Annotated in this window: 15 protein-coding genes; 6 read left to right on the forward strand and 9 right to left on the reverse strand. The window is 56.8% G+C overall.

Annotated features, from left to right (window positions below; genetic code table 11):
- Positions 1–246: 246 nt before the first annotated feature.
- Genes RE6C_RS19740 through RE6C_RS19750 form a run of 3 tightly spaced genes read left to right on the forward strand, consistent with a single transcriptional unit; the run spans position 247 to position 6,629 of the window.
- On the forward strand, positions 247–1,188 hold the full coding sequence (locus RE6C_RS19740; protein WP_008659396.1) for an SMP-30/gluconolactonase/LRE family protein: 942 nt from the start codon (positions 247–249) through the stop codon (positions 1,186–1,188).
- Positions 1,189–1,242: 54 nt separating this feature from the next.
- Entirely contained in the window at positions 1,243–2,574 is a 1,332-nt protein-coding gene (locus RE6C_RS19745; protein WP_173401815.1) for a metallophosphoesterase family protein, read from the forward strand.
- Positions 2,571–6,629: an ATP-binding protein gene (locus RE6C_RS19750; protein WP_008659399.1), complete on the forward strand. Its 4,059-nt coding sequence runs from the start codon at positions 2,571–2,573 to the stop codon at positions 6,627–6,629. Before RE6C_RS19745 ends, RE6C_RS19750 begins: the two co-directional genes overlap by 4 nt.
- A gap of 176 nt (positions 6,630–6,805) precedes the next feature.
- Here RE6C_RS19750 and RE6C_RS19755 read toward each other — a convergent pair whose 3' ends face one another.
- Positions 6,806–7,267 (reverse strand): hypothetical protein, encoded by a 462-nt coding sequence (locus RE6C_RS19755; RefSeq protein WP_236618357.1) that lies wholly within the window; start codon positions 7,265–7,267, stop codon positions 6,806–6,808.
- Complete coding sequence (locus tag RE6C_RS19760; protein ID WP_008659402.1) at positions 7,228–8,184, reverse strand: HD-GYP domain-containing protein; 957 nt, start codon at positions 8,182–8,184, stop codon at positions 7,228–7,230. Before RE6C_RS19760 ends, RE6C_RS19755 begins: the two co-directional genes overlap by 40 nt.
- 278 nt (positions 8,185–8,462) lie before the next feature.
- Here RE6C_RS19760 and RE6C_RS19765 point away from each other — a divergent pair, with 278 nt between their 5' ends.
- Positions 8,463–9,659 carry a glycosyltransferase family protein gene (locus RE6C_RS19765; RefSeq protein ID WP_008659403.1) on the forward strand — a complete coding sequence of 399 codons (1,197 nt, stop codon included), beginning with the start codon at positions 8,463–8,465 and terminating at the stop codon, positions 9,657–9,659.
- A 37-nt stretch (positions 9,660–9,696) separates the two neighbouring features.
- Here RE6C_RS19765 and RE6C_RS19770 read toward each other — a convergent pair whose 3' ends face one another.
- Complete coding sequence (locus RE6C_RS19770) at positions 9,697–11,745, reverse strand: hypothetical protein (RefSeq protein ID WP_236618359.1); 2,049 nt, start codon at positions 11,743–11,745, stop codon at positions 9,697–9,699.
- 135 nt (positions 11,746–11,880) lie between these two features.
- A complete protein-coding gene (locus tag RE6C_RS19775) occupies positions 11,881–13,341 on the reverse strand; it encodes a MerR family transcriptional regulator (RefSeq protein ID WP_008659406.1) in 1,461 nt (486 codons plus the stop codon).
- A 263-nt stretch (positions 13,342–13,604) separates the two neighbouring features.
- Between RE6C_RS19775 and RE6C_RS19780 the strand changes: the two genes are divergently transcribed.
- The gene (locus RE6C_RS19780) at positions 13,605–14,426 is read left to right on the forward strand and encodes a DUF6690 family protein (RefSeq protein ID WP_008659407.1); all 822 of its coding nucleotides are present in this window, start codon (positions 13,605–13,607) and stop codon (positions 14,424–14,426) included.
- Here RE6C_RS19780 and RE6C_RS19785 read toward each other — a convergent pair.
- Positions 14,398–15,414 (reverse strand): NAD-dependent epimerase/dehydratase family protein, encoded by a 1,017-nt coding sequence (locus tag RE6C_RS19785; RefSeq protein WP_008659408.1) that lies wholly within the window; start codon positions 15,412–15,414, stop codon positions 14,398–14,400. The genes RE6C_RS19780 and RE6C_RS19785 overlap by 29 nt on opposite strands.
- Complete coding sequence (locus RE6C_RS19790; protein ID WP_236618360.1) at positions 15,414–16,727, reverse strand: TCR/Tet family MFS transporter; 1,314 nt, start codon at positions 16,725–16,727, stop codon at positions 15,414–15,416. The genes RE6C_RS19785 and RE6C_RS19790 overlap by 1 nt, the downstream gene beginning before the upstream one ends.
- Before the next feature lie 388 nt (positions 16,728–17,115).
- Between RE6C_RS19790 and RE6C_RS19795 the strand changes: the two genes are divergently transcribed.
- Complete coding sequence (locus RE6C_RS19795; RefSeq protein WP_039962687.1) at positions 17,116–18,060, forward strand: DUF4261 domain-containing protein; 945 nt, start codon at positions 17,116–17,118, stop codon at positions 18,058–18,060.
- Between the two features lie 16 nt (positions 18,061–18,076).
- Here the strand turns inward: RE6C_RS19795 and RE6C_RS19800 are convergent, their stop codons facing one another.
- From RE6C_RS19800 to RE6C_RS19810, 3 genes are all read right to left on the reverse strand, one after another.
- Entirely contained in the window at positions 18,077–19,375 is a 1,299-nt protein-coding gene (locus RE6C_RS19800; RefSeq protein WP_008659412.1) for a PQQ-like beta-propeller repeat protein, read from the reverse strand.
- 162 nt (positions 19,376–19,537) lie between these two features.
- Positions 19,538–20,845 carry an amidohydrolase gene (locus tag RE6C_RS19805; RefSeq protein WP_008659414.1) on the reverse strand — a complete coding sequence of 436 codons (1,308 nt, stop codon included), beginning with the start codon at positions 20,843–20,845 and terminating at the stop codon, positions 19,538–19,540.
- Positions 20,842–24,327 carry an amidohydrolase family protein gene (locus tag RE6C_RS19810; protein ID WP_008659417.1) on the reverse strand — a complete coding sequence of 1,162 codons (3,486 nt, stop codon included), beginning with the start codon at positions 24,325–24,327 and terminating at the stop codon, positions 20,842–20,844. The genes RE6C_RS19805 and RE6C_RS19810 overlap by 4 nt, the downstream gene beginning before the upstream one ends.
- Positions 24,328–24,402: the final 75 nt, after the last annotated feature.

A 24,402-nucleotide genomic window follows, 5' to 3' on the forward strand; every position in this document is an offset into this window, starting at 1 on the left:
ACGGTGGTCTCCACCGTGAACACATCCACAACCGAGCGCAAAAACATTCAGGCTGGACACAGCGCTCGTCTCGGTGGGGGACCACCGAGCTACAGGTTTTGAAACGCTCGTCTCGGCGGGGGACCGCCGAGCTACAGTTGCGGATTCACGGTTGGGAGAAGTGCCTCGGCTTCGCTTTCCTAGCTTGGGTTGATCTACAATAGCGGCGTTCCCCACCCCATCTCGCCCCACCCTAAATGAGCACCCATGAATTCGCGATTTGCTTTGTTGTTTGCTTCGATCGTTGGCCTCGCCTGCACGACCGCTCTCCAAACAACACACGCCCAAACGATCCAGCCCACCGGCCCGGTCCAACAAGTCCACACCGGATTTGAGTTCACCGAAGGTCCCGCCGCGATGGACGACGGCACGCTCTATTTCACCGACATCCCCAACAACGCCATTCATCGTCTGTCCGCCGACGGGAAGCTCTCTCTGCTGACCGATGAATCCAACCACTCCAACGGACTGTGGCCGTTGTCCAACACAAAGCTGTTGGCTTGTGAGATGGATGGGGCTGTCGTGATGCATGACCTGTCGAGTGAATCACCCAAACGCATCGTGCTGGCGGATTCCTTCAACGGCAAACGCTTCAACGCCTGCAACGACTTGGTCGTCGACAACCACGGCGGGCTGTACTTCACCGACCCGCAGTACCGAGCCCCGGAACCTTGGCCACAAACTGAACGCTGCGTTTACTACCTCGCGAATTTTGAGACCGATCCACAGGTCAATCGTTTGACCGGCGACATTGAGGCACCCAATGGCATCGGGTTGTCGCCGGATGGAAAGACGCTCTATGTGATCCCATCGATGCAAGCCGAGATGTTGGCCTACGACGTTTTGGAGCCCGGCAAAATCGGCCCCTCACGAGTGCTTTGCAAGCTCAAGCAGCCTGAAGGAGAAACCTCGCGCGGCGGCGATGGAATGGCCATCGACGTGGAAGGAAACCTCTACATCACCACTCATTTGGGCATCCAAATTTTCTCGCCCGAGGGTGAAGCTCGCGGCATCGTCGCGTTTCCCGAGATCCCCGCAAACGTGACCTTTGGCGGTCCTGAATTCAAAACCATGTACGCCACAGCGAGAAAATCGCTGTACTCGGTCGAAATGCCGATCGCGGGATTCCGCGAGTTTCCCGCAAATTGATTTTGCAGGATCTTCGATGTTTCGCTACAGTTTCACGCGAGCGTAGGACCAGGATTGGCCTGCGCGGCCGAAAAACGCCGTTTCAAGGAGGAAACGATGCCCGGAGAATCTTTCCGATTCATTCATGCCAGCGACTTTCACCTGGAAACCCCGCTGGGTGACCTCGACCATCTGCCGCCTCAATTGCGGACAGCGATGGCGACTGCTCCTCGAGACGCTGCGGCGGCGGTCTTCGAAGCCGCTTTGGCCGAAAACATTGACTTTCTGGTCCTATCCGGCGACTTGATGCATCCCGTTGCGGCCGGTCCGCACGGAATGTCATTGTTGCTCGATGGCTTTGAAAAGCTGCACGCCGCCAACACCGCGGTCTACTGGGCCGCCGGAATCGCGGATGATCCCAAACAGTGGCCCGAAGCGGTTCCGTTGCCGCCCAACGTGACGCTGTTCCCACGAGACCGCGCCGTCGCGATCCCGCACCAACGTGCCGGACGAACAGTTTGCTCGGTGATCGGACGCAGCAGCGAAGGCCGTTCGACCTTGCACGTCGCCGGATTCCAAACCGAAGCCACCGACGAATTCACTGTCGGCGTCGGACACGGAATCGCCGACGCGAGTGCCCTGTCAGGTGCACGCATGGACTACTGGGCTCTCGGCGGACCTCACAACCACACCGAAATCGAAGGCGGTGCGACCGCCGGTGCCATCGCACCTGGATCTCCTCAAGGTCGCAACGGCGATGAAGCCGGACCGCACGGCTACGTCGTCGTTGACGTCGACGCCGAACACACCGCTCGAGTTCGCCGGGTTGAAACGGACCGGTTCCGCTACCTGAATGTCGCGATCGATTCGGACGAAATTCGATCCGCCGGCAGTCTTCGCAATTTGCTCGGGCAAAAGATCGGAACGCTGACCAACGAACACGGCGGTCGACACCTGCTGATCGCTTGGGAAGTCACCTTGGACAACGCCGAAGTGTTGCCATCCGTTGGCGATCCCACCGAACTGCTTCGCAATTTGCGTCGCGATCACGGAACAACGAATCCGGCCGCTTGGACGACTCGCTTGACCGTGCGTCCACCGCACAACTATCCGAAGTCTTGGCAGGACGAAGACACCATCCTCGGCGACTTCTTACGAGCCAGCAAAAAATTCGCGGGTGCTCGCGTTCGCGGAAATTCAACCGACGAAGCGTCGACCACGCCTTCCGGCGGCGATCGCTTGGATCTGATGCCATTCACGGAAGAACACTCGGACCTGTCCAGCACCGCGTCGTCCTTGTTGGGTGACGTGCCCGCCGACCAACGCGAAGCCATCCTTGCCGACGCCACGCTGCTCGGCGTCGAATTGCTTCGCGGTGGCAAACCCTCATGGGGACGGAAATCATGAAGATCAAAGACATCCAAATCGACGGTTTTGGCGTCTGGACCGGTTTGTCGGTCGATTCCCTGCCCGAAGGCATGACGCTGTTCTACGGCCCCAACGAAGCCGGCAAGACAACGCTCATGCAATTCCTGCGAGCGATGCTGTATGGCTTCACCGAAGAACGCCGCCAGAAATACCTGCCGCCCATTCACGGTGGCACTCCCGGCGGTGCGATTCGAGTCACCGGGCCCGGTGGCGGCTACGAAGTCCGGCGGCACAGCCAACTGACCGACACTGATGTGACCGGCCGTTTGACCGTCACCGGTTCAGACGGATTGGCTCAGGGCCAGCATCGCTTGGGCATGTTGCTAGGACAAATCGACGAGCCGATCTTCACCAACGTTTTCGCGATCGGCATTCGCGAATTGCAAGAACTGTCGACGTTGGACGACACCTCCGCCGCGGATGAACTCTACAAACTCAGCAGCGGTCTGGACCGAGTCTCGCTGGTTGACGTGCTGCGCAGTCTGCGAGCCGGACGCAACGAAGTCGTCGGCAAACGCGAAGCAGAATCCGACGAGAACGAAGCCGCGATCGGCAAACTCGCGTCGATGATGACCAAACGCGAAAAGCTGCGGGATGAAATCCAACGACTCTCCGGCAGCACCCGCCGGTGGAGCGAATTGGCGACTCAGCGTCGCACCCAAAGCCAAGAAATCGAAACCCTTCGCGGCCGCATGGTCGCCTGGGAACGCGAAGCCCGCTGCGTCGAAATCGCGACCAGCGTCTACGACAAGTGGCAAGAACGCGATCAAATTCGCAGCGAGATAGATTCGATCGAGGGCGAAGCCGCACTCCCCGACGAAGCCCCCGGGCAACTCGTCCAAATCGAAGCGATGCTCGAAGAACGCCGCACGAAACTGGAAGAGATCAAAACCAAACGTCGCGGTTTACGCGACAAATCGGAACAACTTCCGATCAACAAACGTTTGTTCGATCTGCAGGGTCGCATCGAAGCCGCTTCGCAACAAGCGACCTGGATCGAGGCCCTCGAAGAACAGATCGATCGGCTCGAAAATCAAATCGAAAAGGCTCGCAACCAAGTCGATGCCGATGCGGATCGATTGGGCATCGAAGAAGACGAACGAATTCGCCTGGGCGATGGCGACGACGGCGATCTGCCCGACCTGTCTCGATCGACGCTGTCGGCTCTGTCGGCACCGGCCAAGCATGTCAAAGAACAAATGTTCTTGCTCAAACAGGCTCGCGCCGAAGGCAAGACGCACAAGGTTCGCAAAGAAAAGCTCCAAGACCAATTGCAGGAGATCTTGCAGCGAGCCCACGCGACCGATTTGCAACAAGCGATCCGTCGCGAAAACGACAACATCTCGACATTGCGTCAGCGCATCCAGCTTGGCCAGCACCTCGAAAAACTAAAACGTCACCACAAAGATCTCGAACGCGAATCGGTGGAATTGACCACCGACGAAGCCGTGCCGATCGATCGTTTGTGGTTGCTGTCGCTGCCGTTCATCGCCGGCGGCATGCTGCTGCTCTACGGCATGTTCAACGTCTTCCAAATCGAGACGTTTGTGGCGGAGCCCAATCCGACGCAGGGCATGTTGTGCATCATGTTCGGTGCGATGGCTTTGTTGGTTTACTACCTTTCACGCGAAAAAGGTCAACGCAACACGGCACGCGACCTGGACGATTGCGAACGCCAGATCGATTCGGTCAAACGACAACTGCGAGAAATCGAAGCCGAACGCGAAGACCTGGATTCGTCGTTGGCCGTCAGCAGCGAATCACTCGAAGCTCGCTTGCGTGAATCAGAGTCCCTACTCGCGGAACTCGACGAATCGATGCCGCTGTACCACGCACACGAAGCGGCTCACCAAAGTTACCAGGGCGCGTACAAGCGAGCCCAGAAAGCTGCTGAAGGCCTCAAGGCCGCTCGTCGCGAATGGACTGCCACACTCGATCGTCTTGGTCTGTCAACGACCTTGTCACCCAAGAGCGTTCGCGCTCTCGGCGATGGCTACGAAGCGCTGCAAACCAGCATGCGTCGTTTGACCGAATTGAAAGAGGAACGCAGCCAACGCCAACGCGAACGACAATCGCTTGCCAAACGAATCGAGACGCTTTATCTCGAAGCGATCGATGCGTCCGACGATGCGTTGCAAGCACTCCAAGACAGCGACGATCACGAGTCCGCCAAACACGCCAACGAGTACGACGACTACTCGGACAGCTATGAATCCAATGAGTACGAGGACGCTGACGAAGACGACTACAGCGAATCGTACGCTCGCTCGCAACGCAAGAATTCCAAGAAAAATCGCGGCGACAAACGCAACCGAAACCGAGATCGCCGGGACGACAACCGTTCCAGCGAATCCGAGAACAGTCGCAGCAAACGTCCGGTGACGATGCGATCCAATCCACTGGATCAACTCAAACACCTGCACGAAGAAGTCGCACGTCAACAACACTGGGTCAAGCAACGTCGTCAACTCAAAGAGCACGACCTGCAACTGAAAAAGCAACAGCTCACTCATTCGCGTGCGATTGAACGAGCCGAGCAACAGCGTCGTGCCTTGTGGGCCAAGTGCGGTGTCGCGACTCCCGAACAGTTCTACGAAATTGTCGATCGCAAATCGCTGCTCGTTCAGCACAACGCACAATTCGAATCCATCGATCAGCAAGTTCGATCAATGATCGGCAACACCGTCGAGTACGACGACGTTGCCCGAGAAATCGAAGGTGCCAAGGCGACCGATCTGGAACGCCGCTGGGATTCATTGACGACTCGGATGACTGAAACCGAAGCCCGAATCGCGACGCTGCAAACCGCACAAGGTGAATTGGCACAAGCGATGAAGCAACTCGGTGACGACGATCGATTGATGACCGCTCGTTTGGAACTGGGTTGTATCGAACGACAACTCAATCAACTTTCGCGTCGTTGGCAAACGCTTTCGATGGCCAGTTGCTTGCTGGAAGATGTCTGCGGCACGGTCGAAAATGAACGCCAGCCCGAAACGCTTCGCGAAGCATCTTCCTTCCTGAACCAGTTGACCGATGGCAAATACGTTCGCATTTGGACGCCGCTCGGTTCCAATCAGCTGAAGATCGACGACTCGGAAGGCAATTCGTTGCCTTTGGACGTCCTCAGTCGCGGCACCGGAGAAGCCGTCTTCATCGCACTGCGATTGTCACTGGCTGCCGCTTACGCTCGCCGTGGCGTGATGTTGCCGTTGGTGCTCGACGACGTGCTGGTCAACTTCGACGGATCACGTGCGGAGCACGCCGCTCGCACGTTGAAAACGTTTGCCGAGCTGGGACATCAAGTCATGATGTTCACCTGCCATGAGCATATCGTCGAGATCTTCCACGAAATCGGTGTCGAAGTGCGCCAGATGCCCGCCCAGGGGACTCCCGGTCGTGCTCAGATCCTTCCGCCACCGGTGGAAGAGACCTACGAAGAAGAAGAGTACGTCTACGAAGAGGAATACGTCGAAGAAGAACCCGAAATGGAAGTCGAAGAACCGACTCCGGAACCAGAACCAATTCCCGAACCTCTTCCAATTGTCCTCGAGGCTCCCAAACCAGAACCGGTCGTCGTGGTTGCACCTCCAGTTGTGAAGCCGGCTCCAAAACCAATCGAATTGGTCGTGGAAGATCGCCGTCCGGTCAAACCGAAATCGAAGTTCCGGTACAAGTTCCAAGACATCGCCCGCCAACACCGACGGGTTCGTCGTCCGGAACTGATCATCGAACGTCCTGTTCGTCGTCCGGAGCCCAAGGTCGAAGTCATCGAAGAAGTCACCACGCCGGACGCGATCGGTTGGGCATGGTTCCAACGCGAACCCGCCGATGGCCGAATCGATGCCGACGAAGCCGCCGCGGAAGCTGCCCGCAATCAGTGGCTGGACGAAGAAGACCGCGAAATGCAGGCCGTTGTCAGCGAAGCCGAAGAGATCGGAAGCTTGGTTCACAACGAAGCCACGCGTTCCAAATCCGACGGCTCTTCGGACAGTTCGTCATCTTGGTGGACCGGCGAACGAACCAAGTCTTAGTTCAATGTCCGACCAAGACTCCTGCGTACGATGGACTTCCAAGTCCGTCGATCAAAGTCGGCCGCGACGGACTTGGAAGTCCATCGTACGCACGGTCGATCAAAATTCCGTGACCGACGCAGACCCTGTGTCGGTGATTTCCCTACAGACGAAGCCCCGCGTCAGATCAAGGCGGCTCAGCCTTTTTCGACTTCGGCAAAACGCCCGCCCACCACAAAAGCATCCCGACACGGGCTGTTGCGATGCAGCAACCTCAAGCCGATCTCAAAGCATTTGGCTTGATGCCGGTAGGCACGAACGACTCGAAGCTGCAACCAAAACGTCGGCAAGATCAGACGAACTTCCTCTTCCGGAAACAGCTCAACCGGAGAGAGGATTCCACACGCGTTCTTAGAGAAGTCCCGGGTAAAGATCCCGACGGGATGAAACGCTCGAGGAAAACTGGGCAACGCCTTTTCAAAGTACAGCAATCCACAAGTACGAACGATGCGACGTTGTGCTTGTCGTTGGTCGCAGTAGTTCACCGGAGCCACACCGGACTCATGAAAGTAGTCAGACCATGCCTCAGGAAGATCAATCTTCCAGTCCGTTGCCCTGACTACTTCGGCATAGTGCTGTGGATAATTGAAATCCAGCATTCCACCATCTCCGGGTCGAGGGCCTTGCCGCTTTCGCGACGAATTAGGTTACACGCATCTTCGCGTGACATAGGTGTCCGGTAAGGACGTTGGCTCGTGACGGCTTCATAGATATCGACCACGGCACACAGACGGCCCCATGGATGAATGTCTTCGCCGACGGTTCCGACGGGATAGCCACCGCCGTCAATTCGTTCGTGGTGTTGGTACACCATCATCAATTGACCAAACGTCAAATCATCACGACGAGCGAGTTGCTTGAACCCATCACCGGGATGTTTCTTGATCAACGCAAATTCGTCTTCGTCTAGCCGACCAGGTTTGGTCAAAATCTGATCGGGAATTTCCAGTTTGCCCAAGTCGTGCAACAACCCACCGGCAACGACCAATTCCACTTCGCGTTGCGTCATCCCCAACTCGCTCGCCAGCATCCCGGCATACAATGCGACGTTGGCACTGTGCGTGAAAGTTGCGTAGTCGTGATTCAGAACGCGGAACAAATCGCCCGCGGCAAAGTCTTCTCGCGAAACCAGACTGGCCGCGATTCCGCCGAGCTCGCTCGCGGCATTGACCGTTTCGTCTTCATCGTTGTTGGCAAAACTTCCTTGCAACACATCGAGAACGACTTCGTTAAGCGCTGCGGAACGCTGTGAATTCGTGGCAGCATCGTCTTCGGCACCCGCGGCCAGGTTTCGCAGGTATTCCTGATAACTGGATCGGCCTTCCCGTTCAATGAACAGTTTTGTCACGCCGCGGGACTTCAACTTGTTCAAGTCCTCCGGCTTCATCGGGTAGTTCGCCCCCCGATAAAGCTTCACTTCATCCGTGGATCCGACACGGCAATACAGATCCGCACCAATCGCCGACGAAGGCGACAGTGTGGAGACACTGATTGCGATGAGATCCGAGGCGAGCATTATTAGAGTAACACCACACGATTGAGGGGTCATATCACCGTTGAGGTACGGAGACAATCAAACGTACAGTGCATATGTTGGCACGAATGACTTCCCCCCCAGAATCTTTCGGATTGGAGAAGTCCATAGACGGAACAATCGGTCCCGTCGACACGAGCATCGCAGGCGGCAGCTGCATAATTCGCACTCGTTGCCGATCTGACGACATTCGATCAAACTGCCTCGCATACGGCATTGGTGCCGGAAAAACTCGCCTCTCGACGACAGAACAGGTTGGCATGCCAGACTTTTATCAACACGACATGATCACGACGATCCACGATCTTCGGTCGGCCAAATTGGATAATTTGGAATCGATGCTTCGGGAATCAACTCGAAATCATGACATCGGACTCGTGTTGCCGGTCACCGCATCAGACATGCGCGCCGAACCTTTTGATGTGATTGTCCGCGAGTTGGCCCAAGCCGATTACATCGCGTCAATCGTTGTCAGTTTGGGTGTGGCACCCGATCAAAGCGATTACGACGAAACCTGCGCCAAAATCGCTCCGCTGGGCGACCGCGCCAAAGTCCTCTGGACCGACGGCCCCGAAGTCCAAGGGCTCTACAACGAACTGATCGAATCGGGCATTGATGTGTCCGTGCCAGGGAAGGGTCGTAGCGTTTGGACCGCCTTTGGGTATTTATTGGACGATCCCAACATCGAAACCTTTGTTCTGCATGACTGCGACATTGTCGACTACGACCGTCAACTGCTCACGCGGCTTTGCTTGCCGATGGTTCATCCAGGGCTCGATTTCGAATTTTGCAAAGCCTACTACGCACGTGTCACCGACCGCATGCACGGACGCGTTGTTCGATTGTTGGTTGCACCGCTGCTAAGAGCTCTGATGCAATGCTTCCCCGAGAACCAATTCGTTCGGTTCCTGGGCAACTTCCGTTACCCTCTGTCGGGCGAATTCTCGCTGACACGCAACCTTGCCCGCACCAACCGAGTCGCCAGTGATTGGGGACTGGAAGTCGGAACGCTCGCGGACGTCTACCGAAACACCTCGCACAAACGCGTTTGCCAAGTCGACTTGGCCCGCCTTTACGAACACAAACACCAAACACTCGCAGTCGATCAGCCATCTAGCGGTCTGATCAAAATGGCGCTCGACATCCTCACTACGATCTATCGCACGTTGGCTAGTCAAGGCATCGTCTTCGGCGAATCAACCTTTGTGACTCTGCGTGCCTCGTTCTTGCGAATCGCGCAAGACTGCATCCGTCAGTACGCTGCGGACGCCCGAGTCAACTCGCTGAAGTACGATCGACATTCCGAAGAAATGGCCATCGAAGCGTTCGCCCAGTGCGTCACGCAAGCCGGCGAAATTTTCGCGGCGGATCCAAGCGGCAACCCTTCGATTCCAAACTGGACCCGAGTCCGTGCCGCGTTCCCCGAGTTCACCTCGCGACTACGCGAAACAGTTTGAGTCACCGGGGATCCTTTCCGACACGAAGAGTGCAAAATCACTCTTCGGTGGTCATTGCAATCGCGTCCAAAGCGATCATGCGATAACGCACTCGATCGCTCGGTGACAACGTTGGCAGGTGAGCACGCCGACGACTATCCAGCAGGATTTCGTACAGGCCAGCAGCCGATCGCGGGCGCGGCATCGAACGAATCACACCTGCTCGCAGAGACTCGTCGCCCCAACGCGTCTGGCCGATCAACTGCAGATCCAATCCTCGGCGTTTGGTCCAGTCTCGATGCACCGTTCCATGAATGAGACTGGCTTCGATCTCGATGTCCAGCGAATCGATCCCGCCGCGAACTCCGAATTGATCGGGAAGGTTGGCATCAAACTCCTTCTGTGACTCAGTGCGCTGATCGATCTCTTCTTCAAGCTGTTCCGGTGTCTCGACCATCGGTGCGGGCGAATAAATCAGCAGAGGAACGTCGCGTCCTACTCGCATTCGCCGAACCACATCGATCATCTCAATCGCGGAAGCATCACGAGGTTGCTGTTTCGAAACGATCAATCGCACGTCATCACCGCGGGAGAGACGTCGCTCGAGAGCCGCGACCGAATCCGCGATTCGCGGTTCAAAGCCGGCTCCGGCCATGATTCGCTGCCAAGCCGAGATGATCTCCGGCCGATTTTCCAAGATGATCGCGACGCCCTTCGGACCCAGCGTTGCCATTTGTTGCCAACGATCACGAACGCGTGAAATGCCCGCGAAAGTGAGCTGGGGATCGGCTGCCATCAAGCGGGCGATTGTTGCAGCGGCTTCGTATCGTACCGTCGCGTTGGGATGGTCGACGGTCTCCACCAACACGCTCGCGTCCGCTCCTTGCCGCAGCAGCGATGCCGACAGACCACGGCTGAGTTCACCGTCGATCAATCGTAAGATTCCAACCGCCGCCGGATCGTTGTCCAGTTCGACGCTGTTTTCTAAAACGGGCAACGCCCATGCCGCCAGCACGTCTTCCGACGATGCATCGCCAAAGAAAGCATTGATGAACTCATCGCGATTTTTCGCGTCGCCCCAATCGGGATCGTTCGCAACGCGATATGCCAATTGCGCAGTCAGCTGTTGAACCATGCTGGCAGGATCATCGTCACCAACTCGACTCAATCGCGAAGCCGCATCGGCTGCATTCCGAAAGGCGACCACCCAGGTCGCAGCTTGCGTTGGCACAACTCCGTCACGCTTTGCGTTGATGGCCCAAACCGACACATCACCAAAATCATGTTGGCTCGCGACGGCTTCGTCCATCGCGTCTTTCAATGCCAACCGCATGATCTTCAACGCGGGCAATCTCGATGCCGCGTCGGATGTCGCTTCTAAGCGACGCACCAACAAGTCAACTTGTACTTCATCCAAACCCAACATCGCCAGCGCGTCGATCGCCTTCGATCTCGCGGAATCATTCCCGTACAAAGCGACGCGGCGAAGCCCAGCGATACCAGCACTTCGATCGATCTTCAACAGGACTCGCAAGTCCTCACGGCGCTGATCCAAGTCTTTGGTTTGAACGATGTCGCCGATCAACGCTGCCGAAGCGTATTCACCACCACGGAAAAGTGTTCGGTAGGCACCGAGCTTTTCATCATCGCTGCTGGAGGTCAATTGTTTGATCGCGGCTTGCAAACGATTTGGGTCGCGAAGCGTTGTTGCTCGTGCGTCGAAGATTGCATCGAGTGCCTTTTTGGCCTCTTCTGAAACATCTTCCGCCGACGAAATTCGGATCCGCTGATCGGTGCTGATTTGGGATGCAATCCGTGCGGCACGATCCGCCGCCGGTGCGTTGCTCGCGAGTGGCTGCAACAGTTCGTCGATCGCTGACCAGGCTCGAACCCGGGCCAACGAATCCAAACTGCGGCCGAGTGCTTCGGGGCCGCCGCTGGCTTTCAAAATCAACTGTTCCACCGCCGGATCGGGCGGCAGCGGTGTCGATTCTTCTGAATCGACACCCGTCTCCTGGGCGACAATGCCGTGCAAACCCGAATTAGCGAACACACAAAAGGCAGCGAAACTGGCTACGAGAAGGCGACTGAAAAAGCGGTCAGCCATTCGGGCAATCCGAGGGTTGGCGAAAATGAAGAACGAGAAGCGTCTCCATTCTAATCCGTCGAACCACGGATTCACCTGTCTTCGGACCAGCTTTCTGCGGCCCGAAACGCCCGCGGAATGGGGCTCGCCACCCGTTTAGAAATCGGACTGTTCCGATTGCCGCAATTCTTCCAATCGTGCGTGCGCCTCGTCCGCCCACGGGCTGCCCGGAGAAAGCTGTAGAAACCGCCGCCAATGATGCTCCGCCTCGATGCTGCGGTGCAGGTCCTCGAGAATTCGGGCCAAGTTGTAGTGCACATCCGGGTAATCGTCGTGCAACGCCAAGGCACCTCGGTAGGCCGCGACCGCCAATTCGGGCTGGCCTGTTTCCGCCAACACGCCCGCTAAACTCGAACGAGCTTCCACGAAATCCGGGTCGACCTCGAGGGCGGCGTAGTACCGTTCCCTCGCAGCGATCGTTTCGCCGACTCGGTACAACAACTCACCGATCTGAAAATGGATGTCCGACCGGGCTCCATCGCGTGCCAGCACGGCGTGGTAGCAGTCGATCGCAGTTTCCAGCTCGCCGGAATCTTCGGCTTGGTACGCCGACAGCAGCAAATCGTCTTCTTCCTCAGGCAACTCATCCGCGGGAGGAAACTGCATTGAGCCGTGATCGGTCGCACCAACACCGGCATTTTCAAACGGCGACGTTGAACTGGCGAATGAACTTGATGCCGTCATGCCAAATTCATTCTCGAACGGATCGCTCGGTCGCGAGAACTGCAGGATTGGCGTGTCCGATGAGTCTGGCTCAGTCGACGATTCGTCGTCCTCCATCGCGTCGAAGTCAAACCTCAACTGACCGCCGGGTTCAATCAGACCTTCGCCTTGGCGGAGCAAGACGTGCTTGCCTTCGACCAAAATCGACAACTGGTCCAAAGGACGTCGCAGGTTGGGAACGACTTCGACCCACTGCATGATCCGTCGTTCAATTGCCTCGGGACTGGCACCGGATGCCACCCATGCCGCCAAACGTCGGGCCGTCGCGACTTCTTGAAAATCAAAGTAAGGCAACTTGTGCAATGTCCGCACGGGCCGAATCAATCCTCGACGATGCCAACGTCGAATGACACGCACGGAAACGCCCAACAAGTGAGCCAACATGGCCGGCGTATGCAATTTACGAATCGATTGTTCCGCATCGACCAACCCGAGTTGTTGCCACAAATCGGTCTCGTGCAAAATCTGCACATCCGAGTCATCGCCGCGACGCTCAGTCGCCTTCTCGATCAACTCGGCTTCCGCCAAAGGTGATTCTTCGGCACCGATGACGATGCAATCGACCGATGAAGCCTCGCTTTCAACGACGACGGCCCCATACGATCGCAACAGGTTGGTGGCTTCGCGGCGATTCATGCCGCCCAGACGCCCAACGATCAGTATTCGCCGCCCTGACAACGCATCCGTTGGCAGGGACGCATCCCACGAACCGACATCCTCGATGTCCGACGAGTCCACATCGAACTCATCATCCAGCGTGTCGCTCAGGTCGTCGTTCGGCGATTCGATTTCGTCGTTGAAAGGCATGATGCCGACAAGATATCCGATCAGCATTCGCCGACCACTCCGGATTGCGGTCACGAGGAAGATTGTCGCGTGATGCAATGAACAAAGTCCCACCGATCGTCAGCGTAAATGCGAAACCGGATGCATTGCTTGTTCGCGACTTGACGAACGCACCGGTTGCCTCGTTCTTCACGGTTCTGCCGGGTCATTGAAAACAGGGCGACTTTGATGGCCAGAGAACCGATACCGACGAAGGGTGTTCTCTTCACGACACCCCATCTCCTCCCAACTCATTCGCAGGTTCTTTTGTCATGCTCGTCACTCGCCTGGGCAAAATCGCGGTGCTCGCCGTCGCCGCGGGAGGACCCTATGTCGCTTCAGAAACCGATTGGGGGCGGAACGCCGCCGGTTCCGTGACCAACGTTTTTCGCGGAGAAGGCATCACCGCGACCGGTTGGGGATCCGGAGAAGCTCCCGTCGGCGGCGTCACGAATTCGCCCGATTCGGATCGATACCCGGTTCACTCACACCACCAAGTCGAAACGCTTCGTGGTGTGGCGTCCAAACGTTATCGCTACGAACCCGAAATCGCAAAGAAGCTCGGTGCGATCCCCGCCAACGACGAAGCCCCCGCCCTGGCCGGAAACAACGTCGCTGATTTGCGTGAGGTCCTGCGTTTTGACTTGACCACGCACGCGATCCTCAATCGATTCTCAAGAGTGTCGACGGTGCTAGCCGACCTGCAACTCGAAGGCTTGCGAGTGCCCATCGTCACCGGCACCCAAGCAACCGATTTGGCTGGCACGTTGACGTACTACTTCGATCGATCCGGATCAATCCAGCGGATTTCGTTGCACGGTTTCACCGGAGACCCGTCGCGATTGATGACCACGATCCAGTCGCACTACGGGCTGGTTCGCGAACCATCGCTCGAAGCCGGCGTGTTCACCAAGCGTTGGAACGGCACCCCGGTTCACTTCCTACGTTTGACCCACGCTCCCGTCGTCTTCAGCGATGCGGTGCACCAAAAGTACACGGTGTTCTTGGAACTCAATCAACCGAACCTGACGTACGGCATCAGCGACGAAGCCAAACGAATCGTCGTCACTGATCAGTGGACCGGTCGCTGGTAACAGCGGCGGCATCCGCCAACGTTTGCAGCCCTGCGTCCATGTCGATGCGGGGCCGATACCCCAGCCGCTCTTTTGCGGCCGTGATGTCAAACGAGTGATCTTTCGCCAGCTGCGACGCGACAAAGCGAGTCATCGGCGGTTCGCTGCTACGCCCCGTCAATCGCCACACCGTTTCTAACACCGCGCCGATGCGGTACGCGGCCGCGAACGAGATGGATTTGGTCGGCGGATCAACGCCGTGAACACGACAAAGTTTCGCGATCCAGTCCCAACAATTGACGGGTTCGTCTTGCGTGATGAAGTACGCTCGTCCCGCCGCTTCATCCGGACGCGTTTGCAACGCATCCATCGCGTCCAAGTGAGCGGCAGCTGCGTTGATGACATGAACCGTGTCGATCACATTGTTGCCGTCGCCGATGATTCGCAATCGCCCACTGCGTGCACGCTGCAACACACGAGGGATCAAGTGCGGGTCATCCGGTCCCCAAATCAAATGAGGACGCAGTGAAACCGTTCGCATTCCGTTCGGCTGATCCGCCGCCAGAATTTCTCGTTCCGCGATCGACTTGGTGTGCGGGTAATGACACATCCACGTTTCGGGATACGGTTCCGCTTCATCGACATCACGTTGATCGTTGCCGTCGAACGTGACACTGGGACTGCTCGTGTAAACCAACTGCGAGACGCCAAATTCTTGGCAAGCCTGCAACACGTTTCGCGACGCGACAACGTTGTTGTCGAAGTAATGCTGCCAACTTCCCCAAACCCCGGCGACGGCCGCGGTGTGAATCACAACGTCGGCACCCGCGATCACGCGAGCAAGATAGTCGGTGTCAAGCAAATCACCGCGATGATGCGTCATCCCGGCTCGAACCAAACCAGCCGTCTCGCGGCGTGACAGCCCGACGACTTCACAATCACGCTGCAGCAATTGACGAACGATTTCGCCGCCAAGGAAGCCGCTGCAACCGGTCACGACCACTCGCATCAAGTCGACCCCAATGCCGGCGATTGAGTTGGTTCCGCGTCATTCTCATCTCCGCTGTCCGATTCCGCCGGCGGCTGATCCACTGGCACGATCGCGTTCGGGTCACCCACGGGATCGCCGCTGGCGGGAAACTTGATGAACACGCGAGCCAGAACGATCACCGCGATTGCCAACAAAAAAGAACCGAACACGAACGGAGCCCCGGGGAATTCAAACGGAGCCTTTTCTGACGTGAAATAGCCAAGCAGTCCGCTGGTGAACAACAACGGTGCAGGAATGTTTGTCAGGCTGATCAACGATGTCAGTGCACCTTGCACCTTGCCTTGTTCTTCGGGACTGACCCGCCCCGCGACCAAACTTTGAATCGCCGGTCCCGCCAAACCGGCCAGCGACCCGAACACGACAATGCAGGGAATCATCCAGCCCTGGGACGCCAACCCGTATCCAAGGAACGCGAGACACGAAACGCAGGTTCCCAACACCGCGGTGCGTCGTTCACCCAAACGTTTGATCATCGGTCGAACCAAGCCGCCTTGAACAATCGCAGCCATCAAACCGACCAGCGCCAACGTCAATCCATTGGTGACCTCATTCCAACCAAATCGATATCCCATCGACAGCACCCAAACGTTTTCCAATCCACGTTGGGCCAAAGATGAAAACATGAACGCGACCGCTAAACCGGCGATCATCGGATAGTTGCGAAGTCTCGCGATCGTGCCCAGCGGGTTCATCGCAGCCAACGAAATCGAACCTCGCTTTTCCGGTGGCAACGATTCAGGCAGCACAAAGAAACCGTACAACCAATTGACCAGTGACAATCCTGCCGCGACGAAGAATGGCAATCGAATGTGAATGCCACCGAGTACGCCACCCAGGGCGGGACCGATGATGAATCCCAAACCGAACATCATGCCGACCAACCCAAAGTTGCGAGCCCTGGTTTCTTGCGTCGAAACGTCGGCAATGTAAGCGTTCGCGGTCGAGAAACTGGCGCCCATCACGCCGGCAACAATCCGGCCCACAAACAACCATCCAACCGTTGGTGCTAAACCGGTGACGATGAAGTCGACGCCCAGTCCAAACAATGACGCCAGAATCACCGGGCGACGTCCGAATCGATCCGAGAGTGCGCCCAAGACCGGGGCAAAGAAGAATTGCATCAGCGAATAGGTCGCGCCAATCACGCCGACGTACCAACTGGCCCGAGAAGTGTCGCCGCCGACAAACTCTTTGATCAATTCCGGGAGCACCGGAATGATGATTCCGATCGCCAAAATGTCGATCAACAACGTCAGCAGGATGAATGCCATCGCCGCCGAACGTCGCTGGTGCGGAGGCGTGATCAAGGCATTCTGGGGGGCAAGAGTGAGGCGAGACGTCGGATGAGCGGACCAACACCTTACGATCCACTCCGCTCGGCGTCGAGATGGGCGTTCCCACGCGTTTTCACGTGTGAACAGAAGTTCGTCATTCACCGACGAATCTCCCGCCTGGGTCCGACAATCGACTTGTTGGTTCGCTCCGGTGTCAAGCTGCGCCCCGGCTTTCGAGCGTTCAACCGGCGGTCTAAACTGTTCGGTTGGTCCATCGCTGGCGCGTTGGAAACGCGCCCAACGCAAGAACTTCTCAGCGGTGACCTGTTCTCACCGCATTTCTTGTGTTGCCAAACGGATTTTGCTCCTACGAAGGTTCTTTCGGATGCCCCAAGGCTTCTACACCCAGTGCGTCGTTGTCCTCCTGCGCGAACGCGTGTCGATGCGCAAAATTGCCGCTGCGATCGATGAATACGAACCGTCTGATCCCCTGCCCGCTACGGCGGATTGGGCGATTGCCGGTCCGTCGCTGATCATGGATATGGACGAAGAAACTCCCGGCCACTTGGCGATCGACTTGGTCGACAAACCTTGGCCGGACGACATGCAAATCGAGGACGCCGATTCGGCGGTTCGCCAAGCATGGTCCAACGGCTCATTCGGACCGCTGACATTTCCGGGCTCGCTACAACGCTCCCTCGAACAACTGTGGGTTTGGGACGAAGGCAAAGAAGAGGTCCCTCAGCACACCGCGTTCTTGCGAATTCGCAGCAGCTACATCCTCAAAACCGACGAAGAAGACGCGCCGCTGACGCCGGAAGAATACGAACCGTTTGATGAGCTCGCGTTGATCACCGAAGTCGCCGCCGCCCTTACCGAATTGCCACAAGCGATCGCGTACTTCAATCCCGCCGGTGAAACGATCCGCAACTTGGATGGGATGAATCAAGTCATCCAAGAATCCGAGGACAACGATTTTCCACCGCTAGATCTGTGGGCCAACGTTCGGCTCTACAGCCTCGACGATGGATTCGCGGCGATGGACACCGTCGGCAACGGCCAGCTGGATCTACCAGACATCGAAGCATTATTTTTCGCGGAAGCTTACGACTTCAACGACATCGATGAATTGCTTCGGTTGATCACGTGCCACCTGATTGAAAGCGAAGAATCATTCGAAGACGGTGACACAGTCCAAGGACCAAACGGGGTCACCTGGGTGATGCACCAACAACCGGACAGCATCTCAGATCCGCCGCGATCGGTTCTCCGCTTCCTACCGCAAGACGACCATCCCCTGCCGGAACAGTATCAACCGACAGCAGAATAAACGTCTGGCAAATCAATCACTCGCCAATGCAGTACAAGTACTCTTGGCGTTTGCCGCCTTCTTGCACGCCGACTCGCAAGTAGATTCGCCCGCCGCTGATGGTGGGCGTCGACATCACGGAATCACCGAGCTGGTTCTCGCCAATTGACTCGAATCGCTCGGGGTCGGCTCGGAAGATGTAACAATTGCCTTCCTCGTTGACCGCATAAATCCGGTCGTTCACTAGGACAGGTGACGAGGTAAAATCGCCACCCAAGCGAGCCTTCCACTTTGTTTCACCGGTTTGGCAATCAACGCACATCGCGACGCCCGCGTCCAACGTCATGAACAGGTGGCCGTCCTTTTCCAACATGGAAGGCACGTAGACTCGCGTGCCGACTTCCCATGCCACCTCGCCTGATCCATCCGCCACAACCGCGGAAATGTGATTGTCAGGGTACCCACCCGATGAAAATACGTGCTGGCCGTCAGTCACGGTCGTGGTCACGCACTCGGTCGTCGCTCCTTCGATTTCCCAGTTCACCTTGCCGGTCATCGGATCCAAACTGGTGACCAAATCGCATCCCGTCAGAATCAACTGGTCTTTGCCAGCGACCGACAAAACAACGGGCGACGCATAGTTCGGTTCCTTTGGCCGCTGGTGCCTCCAAACAACTTCGCCCGTAACTCGGTCCATTCCGACGACTTGACCGCCCGCCTTGTTGTCGGCGGATGCAATCACCAAATTTTCATAGATGGTCGGCGATGAACCGTACCCTTGGTGAATCTGATAGCGACACAGTTTTTGCTGCCACAACAGCTCGCCTTCCAAACTGACCGCCGACGTGTAAACGGCTCTGTCAAAGTAAAAGTTGACGAACACTCGTTCGCCATCAGTCGCCGGCGTGCACGATGCCCAGGAGGCTTTGGTGTTGGGTTCGCGTTTGTCGATGCCATCGAATTCACCTTCGTGAACCACCGCTTCCCAAACCAATTCTCCATTGTCACGATTCAAACAAACCAAGAACTGCGAGTCACGAGCCTTGTCTGCGACTTGCAAATAAACCCGATCGCCGAGCAAAATCGGAGAACCGTGCCCTCGATCGGCGAGCGGAACCTTCCAAACGATGTTCTGCTTCGCGTAGGCAGAATCACTCCACTGGGTTGGCGGATTCTGTTCACCGACGGCATGTCCCTGACGACCTGGACCACGCCACCACGGCCAGTCGGTATCCGAAAACGTTGGAGTCTGCGCCCACGTGTTGCTGCACGCCAACAGAAAGAAAGCGATTCCAGCCAAAGACAATTTTTTCATCCGGTCACCATTCCGTTCCACGTGTAGACATCTCGGCGCAAGGCCTGATCGGCCGCAGTTGCAAGCACGCGATCATTCGCGGTCTTCGCTTGCGCAGCGGGCCAGTATATCAACACGACGGTCTGAAAGGGTCACCTGAACGAATCAGTGGCCTTCTACAAAATCGGACCACGGACAACCGAATCAGGGCAACTGTTCGTACTTGCGATACAACTGTTTGTGTTTGTTGCTCAAATCGACCTTGCGCCCTTGGACGTAGGCATCGACCACACGCGTTTCGGACTCGAGCACGTCGCCATCGACGACGATCAACGTTGCATGTCGTTTTGCCGCCAGCGTTCCGACTCGATCGGCAACGCCCAAAATTTCGGCTGCTGATTGAGTGATCGCACGCACCGCTTCTTCGCGAGGCAAACCGTGAGCCACCGCGACACCGGCGTGATACGGAAGGTTCCGAATATTCGACGCACCTCCCGGATACCCCGATCCCTCGCCTGCGATTGCAAACCGGACGCCAGATTCGCGAAGCTTCGATGGCAACGAATACAACGCATCAACCGGATCAGACCGGCGCCGTGGCAGTCGATAAGTCGCGACCAAAATCACGGGAATGTCATGAGCCGTCAAATGTTCAACGCAGTGCATTGCATCAGCACCACCGCACAACACCATCGGGATTTGACGAGAAGTGAAGAACGAGATCGCAGACTCAATCGCTCCCAATCGATCGGCTTCAACAAACACGGGTCGTTCACCGTTGATCACCGGAAGCAGACTTTCCAGCCGAACATCTGTCGCGACGCTCTCTTCCGCTTGGGTCGCTTCGCCATACCGGCGGGCTCGTTCGAACAAGTCATCCAGCTCTTGGATTTGCTCGTCGTATCGTTTGGCTTTCTCCTTGGAATCGCCACCGCGAGGCACCACGGATTCCCAGTTCACGCACAATCCGACCGGACCTTCCAACAACATGTCCTGGTAAGACCAACCGTCCAACTGCATTACCCCCGATTGTCCTTGCAGCAATCGGCCGCCGGGAACGACATGAGCCAACATCACACCGCCTGCTCTACCAACAGGAATCAATTCGCTATCCGGATTGAAGGCGACCCAAGATCGAACGTTGGGATTCAGTTCCCCTCGCTCAACATTGTCGAGCGTCACATCCACCGCCGTGATTTCACGAAGTCCCAGATCGGTGTACGCATCGATCAAGCCCGGGTAAACGTGCTTGCCCGCTCCCTCGATCACCTCTGTCGAATCCGGCAACCGGACCGAAGCTCCCACTTCGCTGATCACCCCGTCTTCAAACAGAATTGATCCATTTTCGACGATCGAACCATTCCCCAAATGCAGCGTCGCATTCCGAATCACGATCGGTTTGCTTTGTGGTGCACCGGGAACCATGTCGTGAGCCATCGCAGGCGACAACACCGTGCACGCTCCAAAAACGAATGCCAGAACGGCGGCCGATAGATTTCTTGAATCGCTCATTGGACTTCCTCCGTTCCTTGTGACATCGCGTTTTGTTGGGCTCTCTGCTGGGCACCACGTGAATTGCAGAACTCGTCGTAACGCAACCAGCGGTCTTCTTCGGCTAGTTCGATCGCACGACGGTTGGAGAGCGATTTGTCGTCATCGTCTTCTGAAGCATCATCCGATTCGGATTTTGGCTTGCCGTCGAGCAACTCCTGAATCAGCTCGTTCCGCCAAGCTTCATCACGGGCCTGCATCTCGGCATCATCTTCCAAACGGAACATCGGGCGTCCGTCGATCCAGGTCTGTTCGCAACGACTGGTCGTGGACATCGGCGGTCCGCTCCAAACGACCAAGTCCGCGTCTTTGCCAACTTCGATCGATCCAACGCGATCTTCGATCCGAAGCTGTTTCGCTGGATTGAGCGTCACAAACTTCAACGCTTCGGTTGGTGGAACACCGCCGTATTTGACCGCTTTCCCAGCCTCGGTGTTCAGGTGCCGGCCCATCTCAGCGTCGTCACTGTTGTACGAGACCACGATGCCTTTGTTGTGCATCAACACACCGTTGTAAGGAATCGCATCGTAGACCTCGAACTTATAAGCCCACCAATCGGCGAACGAAGATGCCATCGCACCGTGCTCGGCCATTCGATCAGCAACCTTGTAGCCTTCCAAAATATGCTGCAGCGTTCCGATCCGAATGCCAAACTCATCCAGAACATCCAGCGTCGCCATGATCTCGTCTTGGCGATAGCTGTGGCAGTGAATCCAACGCTTGCCGTCCTGAATCTCAACCAGCGTTTGCAATTGCAAATTCACTCGCGGTGGCAACGTGTTGCGCTCGCCAGAATTCCAGCGTCGATGTGCACTGGCGTACTCGCGTGCGGCGAGCAATTGATCACGAAGCAATTGTTCAACGCCCATTCGCGTGTTGGGATATCGCGACGTGCTCCGCTTGACGTTTTCGCCGAGCGCGAACTTGATCCCCAAAGGAGCATCTTTGAATCGGAAGTCCTCCATCGGATCGCCCCAACGGAACTTCACGACTTGGTTTTGCCCACCAATCGGATTGGCCGATCCGTGCAAGATATTCGCGGTCGTGACACCACCGGCGAGTTGCCGATAAATCGTGATGTCGGTGTTGTCGATGAAGTCCCCGATCCGCACCTCCGCCGTGACAACTTGCCCCGATTCATTGATGCCGCCGTCAGTCGCCGCGTGCGAGTGGCAATCAATCAAACCGGGAGTGATGTGTTTGCCTGATGCATCGATGATCGTGCAGTCTTCTCCGGTGGGAACCGTGATGTGCTCTTCCACCGCAACAATTCGGCCGTCTTCGATCAAAACATCCATCGGTGTTTCAGGAATCTGCAAGTCACCGCGATCTTCGCACGTCCAAACCAACGCTCCTTGAAACAGAACCTTGGACGGGCGTGCGACCGGTTCGGACCGGCCATAGGCACCCAACGGACGAACGATTTGCAGCTCGTCGATTGACGACTCTTCTTCGGCCGACTCACTCGATTTTTTCGCGGAATCCGCCGCTGCAAGCTCACTATCCGTGTTCTTGTCGTCGATTGTCTCTTCGTCGGCACCTTCACCGTCGTCGTTGTCATCGTCCGATGAGTCCTCATCCGACTCCTCTTCCTCCGAGTCGTCTTCAGGTTCCGGCTCCATCCAACTGGTTTGGAATCGGCGAGAAGCCTGCCCGATCGGATAGAACTCGATCGACAGCGGTTCCGCGTTCGAAACATCCGCCAACGTCTTGGCACTCGAGCGGATGACGACGCGATGCGTGCCTTCTGGCAAACCCAAGGCTTGGCAAAGAGCGTCATCGGAATCACCGCAAGTGATCTGCCCCGCGAATTGATCCAATCGCTGAACGATCTTCTTCAGCTTTTGCTTGCTCGTCTTTTCCTTGGGTTCATCGTCTTTCTCGTCATCCTCTTCGTCATCCGAACCTTCCTCTTCTGATTCCGATTCGCCTTCTTCCGAATCATCCGATTCACTTGCGGCTTCTACGTCTCCTTCGCTGCTTTCCCCCGGCGTCTTGCCGATCAACTCCGCCGACAAGCGACCATCCTTTTGCGAGATCGCCAACTCGACTTCCGTTGTGGAATCCGCTGGCATACGAAGCTTCCACGAACCGACCAACGATGCGACTTTGGTCTCCGGTTCCTCATTGATCACGAACTCTTGTCCATCGACCAGAACCTTCCAAACCTTCGTTTCTTTGTCGAACAAATCCCCATCCGCGACGATCAAGTTCGCTGACATTCCACCGGCGATGCGGCCATGAGTCCGATCCAACCCCAGCAATCCCGCCGGGGTGGTGGTCAGCGAGGCGATCGCGTCGCGGCGTGATAATCCACGTTCCACGGCGGTTCGCAATCGAGCCAAAAACTTGCCAGGGTCATCCAAGCGATCCGTGGTCAAGCAAACCGTCGCTCCCTGACGAATCATCTCGGCCGGGTTGGTGGGAGCGAACTTCCAATCCATCAGCCTGACCAAATCCACTTCGCGTGCTGACTCGGGCGTCGACACATCAGGAGCCTCTGGAAAATCCAGCGGCAACAAAAGCACTCGGTCCAGCGCCGCGATCGCTTCCGATTCTCGGTACTCTCGTCCTGAGCCTCGGATGATTGATCGCATCGAAAATTCATTCGCGATGTTCTGAGCCCGCAACGCCATGCGTTCATTGGGACAATCAAACACAAACGTCGAACCCGCCAAAGCTTGATGCAACGTTTGCAAAGTCTCGCTGTGATCGGGTTGGGGTAGCGACGGGTTCGCATCGTGAGCGGCCGACGCGTCTCGGTACCACTGAGCGTCATAAAGCGATTGCCGAAGCAACGCCACCGCGCCCATGGGAGAGTTTGGATATCGTTCGCCGGAATCATTCCCGCGCGGCACGGACAACGCCGCCGTCATCCATTTCAAATCTGCAATGCGTTGCGGTCCGGCGTGAGCGTTGTCGGCTTCGTCTTTGGATTCATTCAGCGACCAAACCGAAGGCTGGCCGCCGATGATGCGTCCTTTCGGAGCCAGTACCGTCGTGGTGAAACCTTGACTGCGAAGCTTGCCAGCATCCGGAACATTCGACAAATCGCGAATTTCGCGGTTGGCAACAATATTCGCGTTCCAATAGTCATCGCCTGAAGTCAGCGAATCAGCGGACACCTCTTGCCAAGCATTGATCCATCCCGCGTAGATCGTCTTGCCCGAGCAATCCACGACGCGGCAACCTGGCGGCGGTTCAATGGAATCACTGACCGCGACGATGCGACCGGATCGAATCAGAACATCGCCAATCGCTGATTTCTCATCAGACTCCTTGGCCGACTCCTCCGCACCCAAATCCTTCAAGTAGTAATCCGGATTGGTCACCAATGTGGCACCGGTCAGCAAGACGTCGGTGGGCGAATTGGTGCGAAGCCCCACGACAGGGGCGACTCCGCGAACATCTTGGCCGTGGGCAACGATGGCCAGACACGCCATCGAAACGGTCAGCATCAGCCGACACAAACAATTGGTAGATCTCAATGAACTCACTCGATTGTGGCTTGCGGACAA

The sequence above is a fragment of the Rhodopirellula europaea 6C genome (genome assembly GCF_000338295.1).
Lineage (GTDB): Bacteria > Planctomycetota > Planctomycetia > Pirellulales > Pirellulaceae > Rhodopirellula > Rhodopirellula europaea.